This is a genomic window from Pseudomonas sp. PDM14 (assembly GCF_014851905.1).
Classification (GTDB): domain Bacteria; phylum Pseudomonadota; class Gammaproteobacteria; order Pseudomonadales; family Pseudomonadaceae; genus Aquipseudomonas.
Genome location: NZ_JACVAQ010000001.1, coordinates 1,101,368 through 1,118,467, shown reverse-complemented (window position 1 = coordinate 1,118,467; position 17,100 = coordinate 1,101,368). Strand labels below are relative to the sequence as shown.

Below are 17,100 nucleotides of genomic sequence, written 5' to 3'. Positions count from 1 at the left end.
GTCATGGTCGCCACGCTGCGTCATCCGCAACCTATCGGCCGCGCTCCCCAGCGCAAGCCGATAGCTGCGCGTGGCGCGAGCCGGATGGTCGCCAAGGAGCCGCTGGCCTCGCGCCTGCCGAAGCCCGACTTCAGCGTGCTCAAGCGCCTGACCTGGCCGCTGCTGCTGGTGGTGCTGGGCTTCGGTACCTACGAGGCGGCCCAGCGCCTGCTGCCGTATGCCGACCGCCCGATTGCACGGGTCAGCGTGCAGGGTGAGCTGAGCTACATCAGCCAGCAGGTGGTGCAGGAGCGCATCGCGCCTTACGTTTCGGCGAGCTTCTTCACCGTCGACCTGGCGGCGATGCGTGGCGAACTGGAACAAATGCCGTGGATCGCCCATGCCGAGGTCCGCCGCGTCTGGCCGGACCAGGTGTCGATCCGCCTGGAAGAACAACTGCCGGTGGCCCGTTGGGGCAACGAGGCGCTGCTGAACAACCAGGGCGAGGCGTTCGCGCCGCGCGAGTTGGCCCACTACGAGAACCTGCCGCTGCTGTCCGGGCCCAAGCGCGCCCAGCAGCAGGTGATGCAGCAGTACCAGGTACTCAGCCAGATGCTGCGTCCGCTGGGCTTCTCCATCGCCCGCCTGGAGCTGCGCGAGCATGGCAGCTGGTTCCTCAGCACCGGGCAGGGCGTCGAGCTGCTGCTGGGCCGGGATCACCTGGTGGAAAAAATACGTCGCCTGAGCACCATTCACGACAAGGTGCTCAAAGAGCAGATCGCGAACATCGCGCGCATCGACCTGCGTTACGCCAACGGCCTGGCCGTGGCATGGCGCACACCGGTCGCGCCTACGGCGGTAGCAACCGCCGCCGTGCAATGAATCGAGGAGAAAGGTAAGGATCATGGCAAGCGTGCAGAGCGGCAAGATGATCGTTGGCCTGGACATCGGCACCTCCAAGGTGGTGGCGCTGGTGGGTGAGGTAACGGCCGACGGCCAGCTGGAAATCGTCGGCATCGGTACCCATCCGTCGCGCGGCCTGAAGAAGGGCGTGGTGGTGAACATCGAGTCGACCGTGCAGTCGATCCAGCGCGCCATCGAGGAAGCCCAGCTGATGGCCGGCTGCCGCATCCATTCGGCCTTCGTCGGTCTGGCCGGCAACCACATTCGCAGCCTGAACAGCCACGGCATCGTCGCCATCCGCGACCGTGAAGTCAGCAACGCCGACCTCGAGCGCGTGCTCGACGCCGCCCAGGCCGTGGCCATCCCGGCGGACCAGCGCGTGCTGCACACGCTGCCGCAGGATTACGTGATCGATAACCAAGAAGGCGTGCGCGAGCCGCTGGGCATGTCCGGCGTGCGTCTGGAAGCCAAGGTGCACGTGGTCACCTGCGCCACTAACGCCGCGCAGAACATCGAGAAGTGCGTGCGCCGCTGCGGCCTGGAAGTCGACGACATCATTCTCGAACAACTGGCGTCCGCGTACTCGGTACTGACCGAGGACGAGAAGGAGCTGGGTGTGTGCATGGTCGACATCGGTGGCGGGACTACCGATATCGCCATCTTCACCGAAGGTGCGATACGTCACACTGCGGTGATTCCGATCGCTGGCGACCAGGTTACCAATGATATCGCCATGGCATTACGCACCCCGACCCAGTATGCCGAGGAGATCAAGATTCGTTATGCTTGCGCCCTAGCCAAATTGGCCGGTGCGGGCGAAACCATCAAGGTTCCGAGCGTGGGAGACCGGCCACCGCGGGAACTGTCCCGTCAGGCTCTTGCCGAAGTTGTCGAGCCTCGTTACGACGAGCTCTTCACCTTGATTCAGGCGGAACTGCGGCGCAGTGGCTACGAAGACATGATCCCTGCCGGGATCGTGCTCACCGGCGGAACTTCCAAGATGGAAGGTGCTGTCGAACTGGCCGAAGAGATCTTTCACATGCCGGTGCGTTTGGGCGTACCTCACAGCGTCAAGGGACTGGCCGACGTCGTGCGTAATCCTATCTATTCAACAGGCGTGGGCCTGCTCATGTACGGGCTGCAGAAGCAGGCCGATGGCATCTCCATGTCTGGCAGCAACTTCTATAGCGATGAACCCAAGGCACCTGTACTGGAACGGCTTAAACGCTGGGTCCAGGGCAATTTCTGATGGCAAACCCGCGGTAAGCAGTAGGCGATACAACTAGAAATAAGGAGAGGGGAAATGTTCGAACTCGTAGATAACGTTCCGCAAAGCGCAGTTATCAAAGTGATCGGTGTTGGTGGCGGTGGTGGTAACGCCGTTAACCACATGGTCAAAAACAATATCGAAGGCGTTGAGTTCATCTGCGCCAACACTGATGCGCAAGCCCTGAAAAATGTCGGCGCGCGCACCGTTCTGCAACTCGGCCCAGGCGTCACCAAGGGCCTGGGTGCCGGCACCAACCCGGAAATCGGTCGTCAGGCCGCTCTGGAAGACCGCGAGCGCATCGCTGAAGTCCTGCACGGCGCCGACATGGTGTTCATCACCACTGGCATGGGCGGCGGTACCGGTACCGGTGCTGCACCGATCATCGCCGAAGTAGCGAAGGAAATGGGCATTCTGACCGTTGCCGTGGTTACCCGTCCGTTCCCGTTCGAAGGCCGTAAGCGCATGCAGGTTGCCGACGAAGGCATCCGCTCGCTGGCCGAGTGCGTCGACTCGCTGATCACCATCCCCAACGAAAAACTGCTGACCATCCTCGGCAAGGACGCCAGCCTCCTGTCCGCCTTCGCCAAGGCTGACGACGTACTGGCCGGTGCCGTACGCGGCATCTCCGACATCATGCAGCGTCCGGGCCTGATGAACGTCGACTTTGCCGACGTGAAGACCGTGATGGGCGAAATGGGCATGGCGATGATGGGCACTGGCTGCGCCAGCGGTCCGAACCGTGCTCGCGAAGCCACCGAAGCGGCCATCCGCAACCCGCTGCTGGAAGACGTCAACCTGCAGGGCGCACGCGGCATCCTGGTCAACATCACCGCCGGTCTGGACCTGTCCCTGGGCGAGTACGCCGCCGTGGGCGAGATCATCGAAGCCTTCGCTTCGGAGCACGCCACCGTCAAGGTTGGTGCCGTGATCGATCCGGACATGCGTGATGAGTTGCACGTGACAGTCGTGGCCACCGGCCTGGGCGCGCGCATCGAGAAACCGGTCAAGGTCATCGACAACACCGTGCCGGTCGCTACCGCCGTGCCGGCCGCTCTGGTCAGCGCTGCGCCGCGTGCCAGCGAGCAACCGACCGTCAACTACAAAGACTACGAACGCCCCACCGTTCAGCGTCAAAGCCACGCCGGCGCTGCCGCTGCGGCCAAGTTGAACACTCAGGACGACCTGGATTATCTGGATATCCCGGCCTTCCTGCGTCGCCAGGCTGATTGATGGAATTTATCAGGAGTATTTGGGTGATTGGTGTTCAGCAAAGGTCGGTTCTGCTATCATCGCCGGCCATTGTTGACAACAATTCGCAAATAGCGCAGCCAAAGCCATGATCAGACAACGCACCCTGAAGAACATCATCCGTGCCACCGGCGTTGGCCTGCATTCGGGGGAAAAGGTTTACCTGACCCTGAAGCCGGCACCTGTGGACAGCGGTATCGTGTTCCGTCGCACCGACCTCGACCCTGTCGTGGAAATCCCCGCCCGCGCGGAAAATGTCGGTGAGACCACCATGTCGACCACGCTGGTCAATGGTGATGTCAAGGTGGATACCGTGGAGCACCTGCTTTCGGCCATGGCTGGCCTGGGCATCGATAACGCCTACGTCGAGCTCTCGGCATCCGAAGTGCCGATCATGGATGGCAGCGCTGGCCCGTTCGTATTCCTGATTCAATCTGCTGGTCTGGAAGAGCAGGACGCCCCGAAGAAATTCATCCGCGTCCTGCGTGAAGTCACGGTGGAAGAGGGCGACAAGCGCGCCACCTTCCTGCCGTTCGACGGCTTCAAGGTGAGCTTCGAAATCGACTTCGACCACCCGGTATTCCGCGGCCGTACCCAGACCGCGAGCGTCGACTTCTCCAGCACCTCGTTCGTCAAGGAAGTCAGCCGCGCACGTACCTTCGGGTTCATGCGCGACATTGAGTACCTGCGTTCGCAGAACCTGGCACTCGGCGGCAGCGTGGAAAATGCCATCGTGGTCGACGAGTTCCGCGTGTTGAACGAAGACGGCCTGCGTTACGAAGACGAATTCGTCAAACACAAGATTCTCGATGCCATCGGCGATCTCTACCTGCTGGGCAACAGCCTGATTGGCGAGTTCCGTGGTTTCAAGTCGGGGCACGCCCTGAACAACCAGCTCCTGCGCACGTTGATCGAGCAGAAGGATGCCTGGGAAGTGGTGATCTTCGACGACGCCAGCACCGCACCGATCTCCTACATGCGTCCGGTTGCTGCTGGCTAAGCACTACCCTCTCTTCTTGTTTCATTCAGGCCACCCTCGGGTGGCCTTTTCTTTTGCGGGCCCTATTCGCGCGGCTTGGCCTTGCTGGCCAGTCGTTCGAGGGCGGCGCGCAGTTTCGGGTCGCTGATCCCTTCGGCTGCGCTGTGCAGGCTTTCGGCCGCGGCGCTGGAGAGTTCGGCGGTGCGGGCGACGTGATGGGTCTGCGTGCTGGGCGGACGGACCTTGATCTGGATCTTCAGCAGGCCAACGAACTCCGGCAGTGCTTGTAGCTGACGCAGCAGGCGGCGCTGCTGGTAATGCAGGCGCGTGGCCCAGTGCCCGTTGCTGGTCAGCAGCAGGAGGCAGCCTTCACGCCAACTGGCGACTCGGCAATGCTCGCGGGCGGTCGCTTCCAGTTGCTCGTCCACCAACGCCTGCAGCCGTCCCAGACGCATCGCCTGGTCGAGCATGGCTTGCAGCGGCTTGGCGTCGCGCAGCAGGGCAATGGGGGCTTTGGCGGGAAGGGGGCGGAACGTCATGGTGCAGTCGTCGTTGGCGATGATCCGGCATGTTAGCAAACGGGGGTTGCAGCTGCCGGAGATCATCCCCATATAGCAATGGATCGCATCCGTGCGGCTTGTGGCCCATGCGTCAATGGTGATGGCACGCTGCGCTTTCATCGCCAACGTTTCCGAGTAGAATGCCCCCTTTGCACGCGGCCGAGCTGGCTGCATGGCTGGTGTTCTGCACCATCCTCCATCCCAATTAGTGGAAGAATCTGCCGATATGTTTGCGCCGCTGTTGAAGAAACTCTTTGGAAGCAAGAACGAGCGTGAAGTCAAACGCATGGTCAAGGCGGTAGCGGCGATCAATGCCCTCGAAGAGCAGGTGCTTGCGCTCTCCGACGAGCAATTGCGGGCCAAGACCGAAGAGTTCAAGGCGCGCTTGGCTAAGGGTGAAACCCTCGACCAGATTCTTCCAGAAGCCTTCGCGGTGGCCCGTGAAGCAGGCAAGCGCGTGATGGGCATGCGTCACTTCGACGTCCAGCTCATCGGTGGCATGACCCTGCACGAAGGCAAGATCGCCGAGATGCGTACCGGTGAGGGCAAGACCCTGGTCGGCACCCTGGCGGTGTACCTCAATGCCCTCGAAGGCAAAGGCGTGCACGTGATCACTGTGAACGACTACCTGGCTCGCCGCGACGCCAACTGGATGCGTCCGCTGTACGAATTCCTCGGCCTCAGCGTCGGCATCGTCACCCCGTTCATGCCGCCGGAAGAGAAGCGCGCCGCCTACGCCGCTGACATCACCTACGGCACCAACAACGAATTCGGCTTCGATTACCTGCGCGACAACATGGCCTTCGCCCTGGAAGAGAAGTTCCAGCGCGAGCTGAACTTCGCCGTGATCGACGAAGTGGACTCGATCCTCATCGACGAGGCGCGCACCCCGCTGATCATCTCCGGTCAGGCCGAAGACAGCTCCAAGCTGTACATCGAAGTGAACAAGCTGATCCCGCGCCTCACCCAGCACATCGAGGAAGAAGAAGGCGTCGTTACCCAGGAAGGTCACTACAAGATCGACGAGAAGACCCGTCAGGTCGAACTCAACGAAGCTGGCCACCAGTACATCGAGGAGCTGCTCACCGCCGGTGGCCTGCTGGCCGAAGGCGAGAGCCTGTACTCGGCGCACAACCTGGGCCTGCTGACCCACGTCTACGCCGGCCTGCGCGCGCACAAGCTGTTCCACCGCAACGTCGAATACATCGTGCAGAACGATCAGGTCTTGCTGATCGACGAACACACCGGTCGGACCATGCCGGGTCGTCGTCTCTCCGAGGGCCTGCACCAGGCCATCGAGGCCAAGGAAAACCTGCCGATCCAGGCCGAGAGCCAGACCCTGGCCTCGACCACCTTCCAGAACTACTTCCGCCTGTACAAGAAACTCGCCGGCATGACCGGCACCGCCGACACCGAGGCCTTCGAGTTCCGTCAGATCTACGGTCTGGACGTGGTGGTGATCCCGACCAACAAGCCGCTGGCGCGCAAGGACTTCAACGACCTGGTCTACCTGACCCAGGAAGAGAAGTACGTGGCGATCATCGCCGACATCAAAGAATGCCAGGCCCAGGGCCGGCCGATCCTGGTCGGTACCGCCACGATCGACAGCTCCGAGTATGTCTCCAAGCTGTTGGAGCAAGCCGGTATCGAGCACAAGGTACTGAACGCCAAGTACCACGAGAAGGAAGCCGAGATCATCGCCCAGGCCGGTCGCCCGAGCGCGGTGACCATCGCCACCAACATGGCCGGTCGCGGTACCGACATCCTGTTGGGCGGTAACTGGGAAGTTGAAGTGGCGGCCCTGGAAAATGCCACCGACGAACTGGTCGCACAGATCAAGGCCGACTGGCAGAAGCGTCACCAGCAGGTGATCCAGGCTGGTGGCCTGCACGTGGTCGCGTCCGAGCGCCACGAATCGCGGCGTATCGACAACCAGCTGCGTGGCCGTGCCGGTCGCCAGGGTGATCCGGGCTCCAGCCGCTTCTACCTGTCGCTCGAAGACAGCCTGATGCGCATCTTCGCCTCCGACCGCGTGAAGAATTTCATGAAGGCCCTGGGCATGCAGTCCGGCGAGGCCATCGAGCACAGCATGGTGACCAACGCCATCGAGAAGGCCCAGCGCAAGGTCGAAGGCCGCAACTTCGACATGCGTAAGCAGCTGCTCGAATACGACGACGTGGCCAACGAGCAGCGCAAGGTGATCTACCACATGCGCAACAGCTTGCTGGCGGCTGACAACATCGGCGAGACCATCGCCGAGTTCCGCGAGGAAGTGCTGAGCAACACCATCAGCCAGCACATCCCGCCGCAGTCGCTGCCCGAGCAGTGGGATATCTTCGGTCTGGAGCAGGCGTTGTACAGCGATTTCGGCCTGAAACTGCCGGTCCAGCAGTGGCTCGACGACGACGCCCAGCTGTATGAAGAGCCGCTGCGCGCCCGCATCCTCGAAGAAATCCTCGCCGCCTACAACGAGAAGGAAGAGCAGGCCAGCGCCGAGGCCTTGCGTACCTTCGAGAAGCAGATGCTGCTGCGTGTGCTCGACGACCTGTGGAAAGACCACCTGGCGACCATGGATCACCTGCGTCACGGCATCCACCTGCGTGGCTACGCGCAGAAGAACCCGAAGCAGGAATACAAGCGCGAGTCCTTCACCCTGTTCCAGGAGCTGCTCGACTCGATCCGCCGCGACACCATCCGTGTGCTCTCGCACGTGCAGATTCGTCGCGAAGACCCGATCGAGGAAGAGGCGCGCCTGCGTCGCGAGGCCGAAGCCATGGCCGAGCGCATGCAGTTCCAGCATGCCGACGCCTCGGCCCTGGCGCTGGAAGAGAACGAAGAGGCGGATGTCGCGGGCGAGGTGCCGGTCGTGGCTGCCACGCCGGTGCGCAACGAGCCCAAGACTGGCCGCAACGAGCCTTGCCCGTGCGGTTCCGGGAAGAAATACAAGCACTGCCACGGTCAGATCAACTGATCGGCGGCACGCCTGCGATGTAATCAACGCCGCGACCGGCTCAGCCGCTCGCGGCGTTTTGCCACTGCCTGCCGGCCCAGCCGGCGTTTGAACAGACTGCTTACGAAGGAGCGCATCCATGGCTGTTGGTCTTGGTCCCTTGCCTGTCCTGCACCCGGTTCCCGGTTTCGAACTCGGTATTGCCTCCGCCGGCATCAAGCGCCCGGGGCGCAAGGATGTCGTGGTGATGCGCTGCGCCGAGGGCTCGCGCGTGGCCGCCGTCACCACCACCAATGCTTTCTGCGCGGCGCCGGTGCTGGTCACCCGCGAACGTGTGCAGGGTGATGTGCGCTATCTGCTGACCAACACCGGCAACGCCAACGCCGGCACTGGCGCCGATGGCCTAGCCAACGCTCGGCGCACCTGCGCCGCCCTGGCTGCCCTGACTGGCGTGCCCGCGGATGCGGTGCTGCCGTTCTCCACCGGCGTGATCGGCGAGCCGCTGCCGGTCGAGAAGATCGAAGCCGCCCTGCAGGCCGCGCTCGACGACCTGGCGGAGAACCACTGGGCCGAAGCCGCCACCGGCATCATGACCACCGACACCCTGCCCAAGGGCGCCAGCCGTCAGTTCCAGCACGATGGCGTGACCGTCACCGTGACCGGCATCAGCAAGGGCGCCGGGATGATCCGGCCGAACATGGCGACCATGCTCGGCTACATCGCCACCGACGCCAGGGTCGCTCGCAGCGTGCTGCAGGACCTGGTGCGCGACGCGGCGAACAAGTCGTTCAACCGCATCACCATCGACGGCGACACGTCGACCAACGACTGCTGCATGCTGATCGCCACTGGCCAGGCCAGGCTGCCGGAAATCACCGATGCCAGCGGCGAGCTGTTCGCCAAGCTCAAGCAGGCGGTGTTCGAGGTGTTCATGGATGTGGCCCAGGCCATCGTCCGTGACGGCGAAGGCGCGACCAAGTTCGTCACCGTGCAGGTCAATGGTGGTGGTACGCACCAGGAGTGCCTGGATGTCGGTTACGCCGTGGCCCACTCGCCGCTGATCAAGACCGCGCTGTTCGCCTCCGATCCGAACTGGGGACGCATCCTCGCCGCCGTTGGCTATGCCGGTGTGCCGCAGCTGGATGTCGGCAAGATCGACGTGTTCCTCGGTGACGTGTGCATCGCCAGCCAGGGTTGCCGCGCGGCCAGCTACACCGAAGCGCAGGGCGCCGAGGTGATGGCGCGCGAGGAAATCGGCATCCGCATCGAGCTGGGCCGCGGCACCTGCAGCGAGACGATCTGGACCACCGACCTGTCCCACGAGTACGTGAAGATCAACGCCGAATACCGCACCTGATCCAGGCGTAACCACGCTCGACATTCCCGCTGTTCATGGGCCCATGAACAGCGGGAATTTGCTATCGGAAGGGGCAGCTTTTAAGGTCGAGTGCATCCGTATGGAGCCTCATCTGCCTGGAGAATGCGCATGTCCCTGACCCTGATCATCGGCAACAAGAACTTCTCGTCCTGGTCCCTGCGTGGCTGGCTGGCGCTCGAGCTGAGTGGCGCGCCGTACACCGAGAAACTGGTGTCGCTGTATGGCCCGGACAGCCGTCGTCAGCTGCTGCAGCATTCGCCGACAGGCAAGGTGCCGGTGCTGCAGTCCGAGGACGGGGCGATCTGGGACTCCCTGGCGATTGCCGAGTACCTCGCCGAGCGCTTTCCCGAGGCCCACCTGTGGCCGCAGAACCCGGCCGCACGCGCATTGGCGCGCTCGGCCTGTGCGGAGATGCACAGCGGCTTCGTCGCCCTGCGCAGCAACCTGCCGATGGACCTGCAACGTGACCAGGCGCTGCCGCAGATTCCCGCAGACGCCCAGGCGGACATCGAGCGGATCTGCGAGCTGTGGCAGGACTGTCGCCAGCGCTTCGGCCAGGACGGCCCTTACCTGTTCGGTCAGGTCAGCATCGCCGACGCTTTCTTCGCCCCGGTGGCCGCGCGGTTGCGCAGCTATCAGGTGACACTGCCAGCCGCTGCCGCAGCTTATGTGAACACCATTTACGAGTGGCCGGCCTTCCAGCGGTGGTACCGCGCCGGCCTGCAGGAAACGGAGAGCAATGCATGAAGCGAGTGCACGTGGCCGCTGCGGTCATCCGTGGTGCCGATGATCAGGTGCTGATCGCCAAGCGCGCCGATGATCAGCACCAGGGCGGCCTGTGGGAGTTTCCCGGTGGCAAGGTGGAAGAGGGTGAAGCCGTGCAGGCGGCCCTGGCCCGCGAGCTGGAGGAAGAGCTGGGCATTCGCGTCAGCGCCGCCCGGCCGCTGATCCAGGTGCAGCACGACTACCCGGACAAGCAGGTGCTGCTGGATGTCTGGGAGGTTTCGGCATTCTCCGGCGAGCCTCATGGTGCCGAAGGCCAGCCGCTGGCCTGGGTGGCCCCGCGCGAGTTGGATAACTACGCGTTTCCCGCCGCCAACCAGCCGATCGTCGCGGCGGCGCGCCTGCCCGACCGTTACCTGATCACTCCGGAAGAGCTGGAGCCCGGCGAGTTGCTGGCCGGGGTGCGGGCGGCCATCGCCAGCGGCATCCGCCTGATCCAGCTGCGCGCACCGAACATGTTCGATGCGCAGTACCGCGACCTGGCGGTGGATATCCAGGGCCTGTGCGCCGGCAAGGCGCAGCTGATGCTCAAGGGGCCACTGGAGTGGCTGGGCGATTTCCCCGCCGCGGGCTGGCACCTGACCGGCGAGCAGCTGCGCAAGTATGCGGCCAAGGGCCGCCCGTTCCCGGCCGAGCGTTGGCTGGCGGCGTCCTGCCACAGCGCGGAAGAATTGCAGTTGGCGACGCAGATCGGCGTCGATTTCATCACCTTGTCGCCCGTGCAGGCGACTCAGACCCATCCCGACGCGGCGCCGTTGGGCTGGGACGTCGCCAGTGAACTGTTACGCGGCTTCAACAAGCCGGCTTATCTGCTTGGCGGGCTCGGCGCGGATGATCTGTCACGTGCCTGGCAGAGCCGCGCCCAGGGCGTCGCGGCGATTCGCGCGTTCTGGCCGGGCGTCTGATCGGAGCGGTCAGGCTTCAGGCTTTGCGGCTGCCTGCCACAGCACTTCGTTGATGTGCTGGCGGCGGGCGATCAGCCGGCCGGCGACGAACAGCAGGTCCGACAGGCGATTGATGTAGGCCATGCCCACCGCACGCAGCGGCTCGCTGGCGTTGAGCGTCTGGCAGCGGCGCTCGGCGTTGCGGGCCAGGGCGCGGCAGACGTGGGCCTGGGCGATCAGTCGTGAGCCGCCGGGAAGGATGAAATTCTGCAGCGGGCCGAGTTCCTCGTTCCAGCGATCGATGGCCTGCTCCAGGCGTTCGACTTCATCGTCCTGCAGCGCCTGGTAGTCCGGCATGGCCAGTTCGCCACCGAGGTCGAACAGGCGGTGCTGGCAGGGTGTGAGCACTTCGATGATTTCGGTCAGCCCCGGCCACATGCCCTCGTGCTCGGCAAGGTCGGCGAGCAGCAGGCCGAGCTGGCTGTTGAGCAGGTCCAGTTCCCCCATTGCTTCCACCCGCGGATGGTCCTTGGCCACCCGGCGGCCATCGGCCAGGCCGGTTTCGCCGGTGTCGCCGGTTTTCGTGTAGATCTTGCTCAGGCGGTAGCCCATGGTCAGTGGCTCGCGGTGTCGGTCGGGGCGGTGGTCAGGGGCAGGCGCAGGGTGAAGCAGGTGCCCTGGCCGAGCTGGGAGTGCACTTCCATCTGCCCCTTGTGGTTGTTGGTGACGATGAAGTACGACACGGACAGGCCGAGGCCGGTGCCCTGGCCGACTTCCTTGGTGGTGAAGAACGGCTCGAAGATGCGCTTGCGCACGTTGTCCGGCATGCCGATGCCATTGTCCTCGACTTGGATGATCGCCCAGGGCGGGCTGAGCCTTGTGCGCAGGGTGATGCGTCCGGGCTCGCGGTCATCGTCGCGCAGGTGGATGGCCTGGGCGGCGTTCTTCAGCAGGTTGAGCAGTACCTGTTCCATTTCGTTGGCGGTGGCTGTTACCGGGCCCAGGTTGGCGTCGAAATCGCGGACGATGGTCAGGGTCTTGAAGTCGAAGCTGTCGGCCAGGTCGAAGTCGTTGCCGGCGATCTCCAGGGCCTGATCGATCAGCGCGGGCAGCTGGCACGGCGCCATCTGCCGGTGGCTGCGGCGGCTGAAGCTGAGCATGTGGCTGACGATCTTCGCCGCCCGTGAGCCGGCCTGCTGGATGCCGTCGAGCAACTGGGGGATTTCTCGCGCGTCGAGGTAGGCGGTGACATCGTCCAGGGCGATGCCGACGGCCACGGCCTGGGTCTGGTTCTTCGCCAGGTCGGGCGACAGGCGCCGGCGGATGTTCTGCACGTTGTGCAGGATGGCGCCGAGCGGGTTGTTGATCTCGTGGGCCATGCCGGCGGCCAGGCCGCCGACCGAGAGCATCTTCTCCGACTGCACCATCATGTCCTCCAGCGACAGGCGTTGGGTGATGTCGTCGATGCGGATCACCACGCCACGGCCGCTGCCGCCCATCAGCGGGTAGAAGGTCAGGGCGTAGTGGTGCGGTTCCTCTTCCTTGATCCAGGTGACGCGCTCGACCTTCTCCACCTTGTGCTGTTCGGCGGTGCGCTTGAGCTGCGGCAGGAACGGCTTGAGCGGCGGGAAGGCGAGGAACACCGGCTGGTTCAGCGCTTCGTCCAGGCGTGTGCCGGAGAGCGCGCTGGCCTCCTGGTTCCACTGGGTGACGTAGAGCTGCTCGTCGAGGGCGATCAGCGCCGAGGGCATGGAGTCGATGATGCTGTTGAGGTAGTTCTGGAAGCCGGTGAGCTTCTTCTCGATCTTGCTGCGCACCTGCACTTCCAGTTCCAGCTTGCGGTTGGAGTGGCGGGTTTCCTCGGCCAGGCTGCGGGCCTGGTCGAAGGCATCCTGGGCGTCGTCGCGGGCACGTTTGAGCTGGTGCTCGCGGGCCTCGATGCGGCTGAGCATGGTGTTGAAGGCATCAGCCAGGCTGCCGATCTCGTCCTGGTTGCCACGGGCAGCACGCAGGGCGTAGTTCTCCTCGCGGGTGACCTGGCGCGAGAGTTCCTCCAGGTGGCGGATCGGCCGGGTGATCAGGCGGCGGATCTGCCGGGCAATCAGGGTCCAGAGCAGCACGCTGATTACCAGGATCACGCCGCTGGCGGTCAGGGTGCCGGTGTAGAAGGCGCCTGGCAGCTCGCTGGAGGCCACCAGCAGCAGATGGCCGGGTGGCTTGCCAGCCTGTGGCAGTTCGATCACCTGGGTGGCGCGGAACTCACCCATGCGCCAGGTCTCCAGCACGTCGACGTGCAGCGGCAGTTGCAGCGAGGTGCCCATCTGCAGGTCGGCGATGCGCACGCCGCGGGTGTCGTACAACGCGGCGGCGCGCAGCGGTGCGTAGCTGTCCAGGCGTTGCAGCAGGTCCTCGGCGGCGTCGGGGGAATTGAGCACGCTGGCGCTCAGGGCCGGCGTGGCGATCAACCGGCCGAGGGTGTGCAGGGCCTGGGGCGCGACGCTGTCCTGGGAGATCCAGTAGGCGGCGCTGATGAATGCCAGGTTGGCCACCAGCAGTACGGTGGCGAGCAGGGCGAGCAGGGCCGCGAGCAGTTTGCGGCCGACCGGCAGGTTGTCGAGGCGCTGACGCAGACGGGTCAACAAGGGCACAGTTTCCGCGGGGACAGGGAACGGGCAGGGTAGCGCGGGCTCAGGTGACGGGCAATCCGCGCTCGGTGAGATGGCTGCGCAGGCGCTCGTACAGCGCCAGCAGACGTGGTGTGGTCAGTTGCAGAGTGGCGGCGCTGCGACAGGCGTAGCCGAGCAGGTAGTCGATTTCCGTACGCTGGTGGCGGGCGACATCCTGATACATCGACGAGTAGTTGGCCGCCGTGGCACCGATCACCCGCCAGACATCGTCGTGCAACCCCTCGGCTGCCGATGCCTGGTTGCAACCTTGCAGCAGCATGACCAGCTCGTCGCACAGGTCGTTGACCTCTTCCGGCCAGGCGCGCAGGTCACCATTGCGACAGTCGTGCAGTACGGTGAGCGGGTTGATCGCGCAGTTCAGCGCCAGCTTTCGCCATAGCTTGCCGAGGATCTGCTCGCTCCAGGCATGGGCGATGCCGGCCTGTTCGAGTTCGCCCAGCCATTGCGGTGCGCTGCTGTCGCCCTCAATACCGAGCCAGGTGAAACCCTGGCCGGCGAATACCACGCGAAAGTCCCCGTCGCGGAACGCGCCTTCGGTGCTGGAGGCGAAGATGCCCTGTGCCTGCGGTGCAAGGGCGCTGGCGGCTTGCTGGCTACCCAGGCCGTTTTGCAAGAGGACGACTTGTGCGCCAGGAATCAGGCGCGTGGCCACGCTGGCGATGGCCTGCTCGGCGTCGTAGGCCTTGCAGGCAAGCAGCAGGCGCTGGATTGGCTGCGGCTCGGCGGCGGTTTGGGCAGGTATCGGGTAATGGCGTTCCTGCTGGTTCTCCACCAGGGTCAGAGCGCCGGCCTGGCAGTAGGCGGCCAGGCGCTGCGCGTCACGCAGAATCAGCTGTACTGGCAAGCCGGCACGGAACAGGCGGACGGCCCAGAGGCTGCCGAGACTGCCGGCGCCGAGAACGTGCCAGGTCACTGTGGCAGTGGCAGGCGTACCGCGCTGACCCGGCCACTGGCGTACGAGTCAGGCAGCAGCTTGGCGGCCTGTTGCAGCAGCACTTGCGGTTCGACCGGCAGCGACTTGGCATTCAGGCCGACCAGGCTGATCCCGGCCTTGAGGGTGATGAAGCCCTCGCTGGTCTTGAAGGCCTTGAGATTGAGCCCTTCGTGCAGGCGCTTGAAGCTGCTCGGCGAGCATTCCTGCAGGTCTTCGAGCATGGTCAGCAAGGCGAAGTGGTTGTCGTCGATGCGCGCCAGCACGTCCAGCGGGCGGACCAGCTGCTGCAGACGCCTTGCGACGCCGTGTAGCAGTTCGTTATAGAAGCTGTTGCCGTACTGCTGGCGCAGCGCACCGGCCTCCTGCAGGCCGATCAGCAGGTAGCACACCGCGCCGCCGCGCGACTCGACCTGGCGCAGGCTGTCGCTGAGCTTCTGCAGCATGTAGCGCGGGTTGCCCAGGCCGGTGAGCGGGTCGACCAGGTTGCGCTGCTCGAGGCTGGCGATGTTCTGGATGAGCATGCGGTTTTCCTGCAGCAGGCGCTGCAGGGTGTTGCACAGGCGGTCGGCGGCGTAGACGCGCGGCACCAGTTGCTCGTTCATCGAGGCCTTGCTGATGAAGTCGTCGACGCCACGGTCGAAGGCCTCGACCAGCACGTTGTCGCCTTCCTTGCCGGTGAGCAGGATGACGTAGGTGTAGTGCTCGGCGGTTTCATCCAGCTGGCGCACGCGCCCGGTCAGCTCCAGGCCATCCATCTCCGGCATCAGCCAGTCGGCGAGCAGCACGCTCGCCGGGCGCTGTTCGAGCTGGCGCAGGGCTTCGGCTGCGCTGGTCGCGAAGCGTACGTCCTGGTAGCCGGCCTGGCTCAGCGCGCGACCGATCATGGCGCTGGAGAACTTGGCGTCGTCCACCACCAGGATGCTGAGATGGGGGTTGGGCATGTAAGGCGCTCGTGTAGGAAATCGGGTAGGCCGCAGGCGTCCATTCTACGTGGGCCGAGCGGTATGTATCAGACTGGTTATAATGAGCGCGCAAATTTTATCGTCAAGCCAGGCGCGTTCTGTCCGTGATATGGATCGCGCCGTCTATCTGGAGGAATTCCATGCCTTCGTTCGACGTGGTGTCCGAATTGGATAAACACGAACTCACCAACGCCGTGGACAACGCGGTGAAGGAACTGGAACGGCGCTTCGACCTGCGTGGCAAATGCAGCTTCGAGAGCAAGGACAAGACCATTACCCTGACCGCCGAAGCCGACTACATGCTCGAGCAGATGCTCGAGATCCTGCGCATGGCCCTGGTCAAGCGCAAGATCGATCCGCAGTGCCTGGAACTCAAGGATGCCTATGCGTCGGGCAAGGTGATCAAGCAGGAAGTGACCTTCCGCGAAGGCATCGACAAGGAGCTGGCGAAGAAGATCGTCGCGCACATCAAGGACGCCAAGCTCAAGGTCCAGGCTGCCATCCAGGGCGAGCAGGTACGGGTCACCGGGAAGAAGCGCGACGACCTGCAGGAGGCCATCGCGGCCTTGCGTGGCAAGGACTTCGGCATGCCGCTGCAGTACAACAACTTCCGCGACTGAATCGCCGCGCCTGCGCTTGAGAAGGAACCCCCGGGTTTTTTTCCCGTCGCAGAAGAAGCAACCATCGTGACGCCATGGCCTGCCATGGCGTTGTTGTTTCTGGCGAGAAGAGGAGTGCGGGCATGGACCTGACCGAAATCAACATGGACCAACTGATGAAGGCCTCGGAGGCCTGGTTTCCAGTGGTCATCGCTTACGGCAGCAAGCTGTTGCTGGCTTTCATCACCCTGTTGATCGGCTGGTGGCTGATCAACCGGCTGACCTCGCGTATCGGCGGTCTGATCGCCATGCGCCATTCCGACAAGGCCCTGCAGGGCTTCATCGAGAACCTGGCGAACATCGTGCTCAAGGTGCTGCTGGTGATCAGCGTGGCGTCGATGGTCGGCATCGAGACCACCTCGTTCATCGCCGCCATCGGTGCGGCCGGCCTGGCCATCGGCCTGGCGCTGCAGGGCAGCCTGGCGAACTTCGCCGGGGGTGTGCTGATCCTGCTATTCCGCCCGTTTCGCATCGGCGACTGGATCGAGGCGCAGGGCGTGAGCGGCACGGTCGACAGCATCCAGATCTTCCACACCGTGCTGCGTACCGGCGACAACAAGACGGTGATCGTGCCCAACGGCTCGCTGTCCAACGGCACCATCACCAACACCTCGCGGCAGGCCACGCGCAAAGTGATATTCGATGTCGGTGTCGACTACGATGCGGACCTGCAACGCGCCCGGGAAGTACTGCTGAAACTGTCAGAGGACTCGCGGGTAATGCGTGAGCCGGCGCCTGAAGTGGTGGTGGCGGCGTTGGGGGACAGTTCCATCACGGTATCCCTACGCATGTGGACCAGCAACGCGGATTACTGGGCGGTGGTTTTCATGCTCAACGAGAACATCCGTGATCAATTGCGCGAGGCGGGAATCGACATTCCCTTTCCCCAGCGTGTTGTACGAATGATCAGCGTAGGTGAGTGAC

14 protein-coding genes and 1 pseudogene are annotated in these 17,100 nt (G+C 64.0%); 10 read left to right on the top strand and 5 right to left on the bottom strand.

What is annotated here, in order from left to right; all coding sequences use genetic code 11:
• The first annotated feature begins 3 nt into the window (after nucleotides 1-3).
• The 4 genes from IB229_RS05305 (at nucleotide 4) to lpxC (ending at nucleotide 4,400) form a co-directional block, all read left to right on the top strand.
• A complete protein-coding gene (locus tag IB229_RS05305; RefSeq protein ID WP_192325674.1) occupies nucleotides 4-861 on the top strand; it encodes a cell division protein FtsQ/DivIB in 858 nt (285 codons plus the stop codon).
• A gap of 22 nt (nucleotides 862-883) precedes the next feature.
• A complete protein-coding gene (gene ftsA / locus IB229_RS05300; RefSeq protein ID WP_192325672.1) occupies nucleotides 884-2,131 on the top strand; it encodes a cell division protein FtsA in 1,248 nt (415 codons plus the stop codon).
• 54 nt (nucleotides 2,132-2,185) lie between these two features.
• Nucleotides 2,186-3,382, top strand: coding sequence for a cell division protein FtsZ (ftsZ, locus tag IB229_RS05295; protein ID WP_192325670.1), 1,197 nt, complete (start codon nucleotides 2,186-2,188; stop codon nucleotides 3,380-3,382).
• Nucleotides 3,383-3,488: 106 nt separating this feature from the next.
• Nucleotides 3,489-4,400 (top strand): UDP-3-O-acyl-N-acetylglucosamine deacetylase, encoded by a 912-nt coding sequence (lpxC, locus tag IB229_RS05290; protein WP_192325668.1) that lies wholly within the window; start codon nucleotides 3,489-3,491, stop codon nucleotides 4,398-4,400.
• Nucleotides 4,401-4,462: 62 nt separating this feature from the next.
• Here the strand turns inward: lpxC and IB229_RS05285 are convergent, their stop codons facing one another.
• Nucleotides 4,463-4,918, bottom strand: coding sequence for a DUF721 domain-containing protein (locus IB229_RS05285; RefSeq protein ID WP_192325666.1), 456 nt, complete (start codon nucleotides 4,916-4,918; stop codon nucleotides 4,463-4,465).
• Nucleotides 4,919-5,165: 247 nt separating this feature from the next.
• On the opposite strand from IB229_RS05285, the gene secA reads away from it, so the two are divergent.
• The 4 genes from secA (at nucleotide 5,166) to IB229_RS05265 (ending at nucleotide 10,955) form a co-directional block, all read left to right on the top strand.
• Entirely contained in the window at nucleotides 5,166-7,910 is a 2,745-nt protein-coding gene (gene secA, locus IB229_RS05280; RefSeq protein ID WP_192325664.1) for a preprotein translocase subunit SecA, read from the top strand.
• A gap of 118 nt (nucleotides 7,911-8,028) precedes the next feature.
• A complete protein-coding gene (gene argJ, locus IB229_RS05275) occupies nucleotides 8,029-9,246 on the top strand; it encodes a bifunctional glutamate N-acetyltransferase/amino-acid acetyltransferase ArgJ (RefSeq protein WP_192325662.1) in 1,218 nt (405 codons plus the stop codon).
• 129 nt (nucleotides 9,247-9,375) lie between these two features.
• The gene (locus IB229_RS05270; RefSeq protein WP_192325660.1) at nucleotides 9,376-10,014 is read left to right on the top strand and encodes a glutathione S-transferase family protein; all 639 of its coding nucleotides are present in this window, start codon (nucleotides 9,376-9,378) and stop codon (nucleotides 10,012-10,014) included.
• A complete protein-coding gene (locus tag IB229_RS05265; protein ID WP_192325658.1) occupies nucleotides 10,011-10,955 on the top strand; it encodes a Nudix family hydrolase in 945 nt (314 codons plus the stop codon). Before IB229_RS05270 ends, IB229_RS05265 begins: the two co-directional genes overlap by 4 nt.
• 9 nt (nucleotides 10,956-10,964) lie before the next feature.
• On the opposite strand, the gene IB229_RS05260 is transcribed toward IB229_RS05265, so the two are convergent.
• The 4 genes and pseudogenes from IB229_RS05260 to IB229_RS05245 all read right to left on the bottom strand — a co-directional run.
• Nucleotides 10,965-11,546, bottom strand: a complete 582-nt coding sequence (locus IB229_RS05260; RefSeq protein ID WP_192325656.1) for a cob(I)yrinic acid a,c-diamide adenosyltransferase — start codon at nucleotides 11,544-11,546, stop codon at nucleotides 10,965-10,967.
• 2 nt (nucleotides 11,547-11,548) lie between these two features.
• Nucleotides 11,549-13,573 (bottom strand): ATP-binding protein, encoded by a 2,025-nt coding sequence (locus IB229_RS05255; RefSeq protein ID WP_192329264.1) that lies wholly within the window; start codon nucleotides 13,571-13,573, stop codon nucleotides 11,549-11,551.
• Nucleotides 13,574-13,622: 49 nt separating this feature from the next.
• On the bottom strand, nucleotides 13,623-14,534 hold the full coding sequence (locus IB229_RS05250) for a putative 2-dehydropantoate 2-reductase (RefSeq protein WP_192325654.1): 912 nt from the start codon (nucleotides 14,532-14,534) through the stop codon (nucleotides 13,623-13,625).
• A pseudogene (locus tag IB229_RS05245) lies at nucleotides 14,531-15,505 on the bottom strand (response regulator); the annotation flags it as partial. The gene IB229_RS05250 and the pseudogene IB229_RS05245, both read right to left, overlap by 4 nt.
• 152 nt (nucleotides 15,506-15,657) lie before the next feature.
• On the opposite strand from IB229_RS05245, the gene IB229_RS05240 reads away from it, so the two are divergent.
• Complete coding sequence (locus IB229_RS05240) at nucleotides 15,658-16,137, top strand: YajQ family cyclic di-GMP-binding protein (protein WP_192325650.1); 480 nt, start codon at nucleotides 15,658-15,660, stop codon at nucleotides 16,135-16,137.
• A 122-nt stretch (nucleotides 16,138-16,259) separates the two neighbouring features.
• Nucleotides 16,260-17,099 (top strand): mechanosensitive ion channel family protein, encoded by an 840-nt coding sequence (locus IB229_RS05235; protein WP_192325648.1) that lies wholly within the window; start codon nucleotides 16,260-16,262, stop codon nucleotides 17,097-17,099.
• Nucleotide 17,100: the final 1 nt, after the last annotated feature.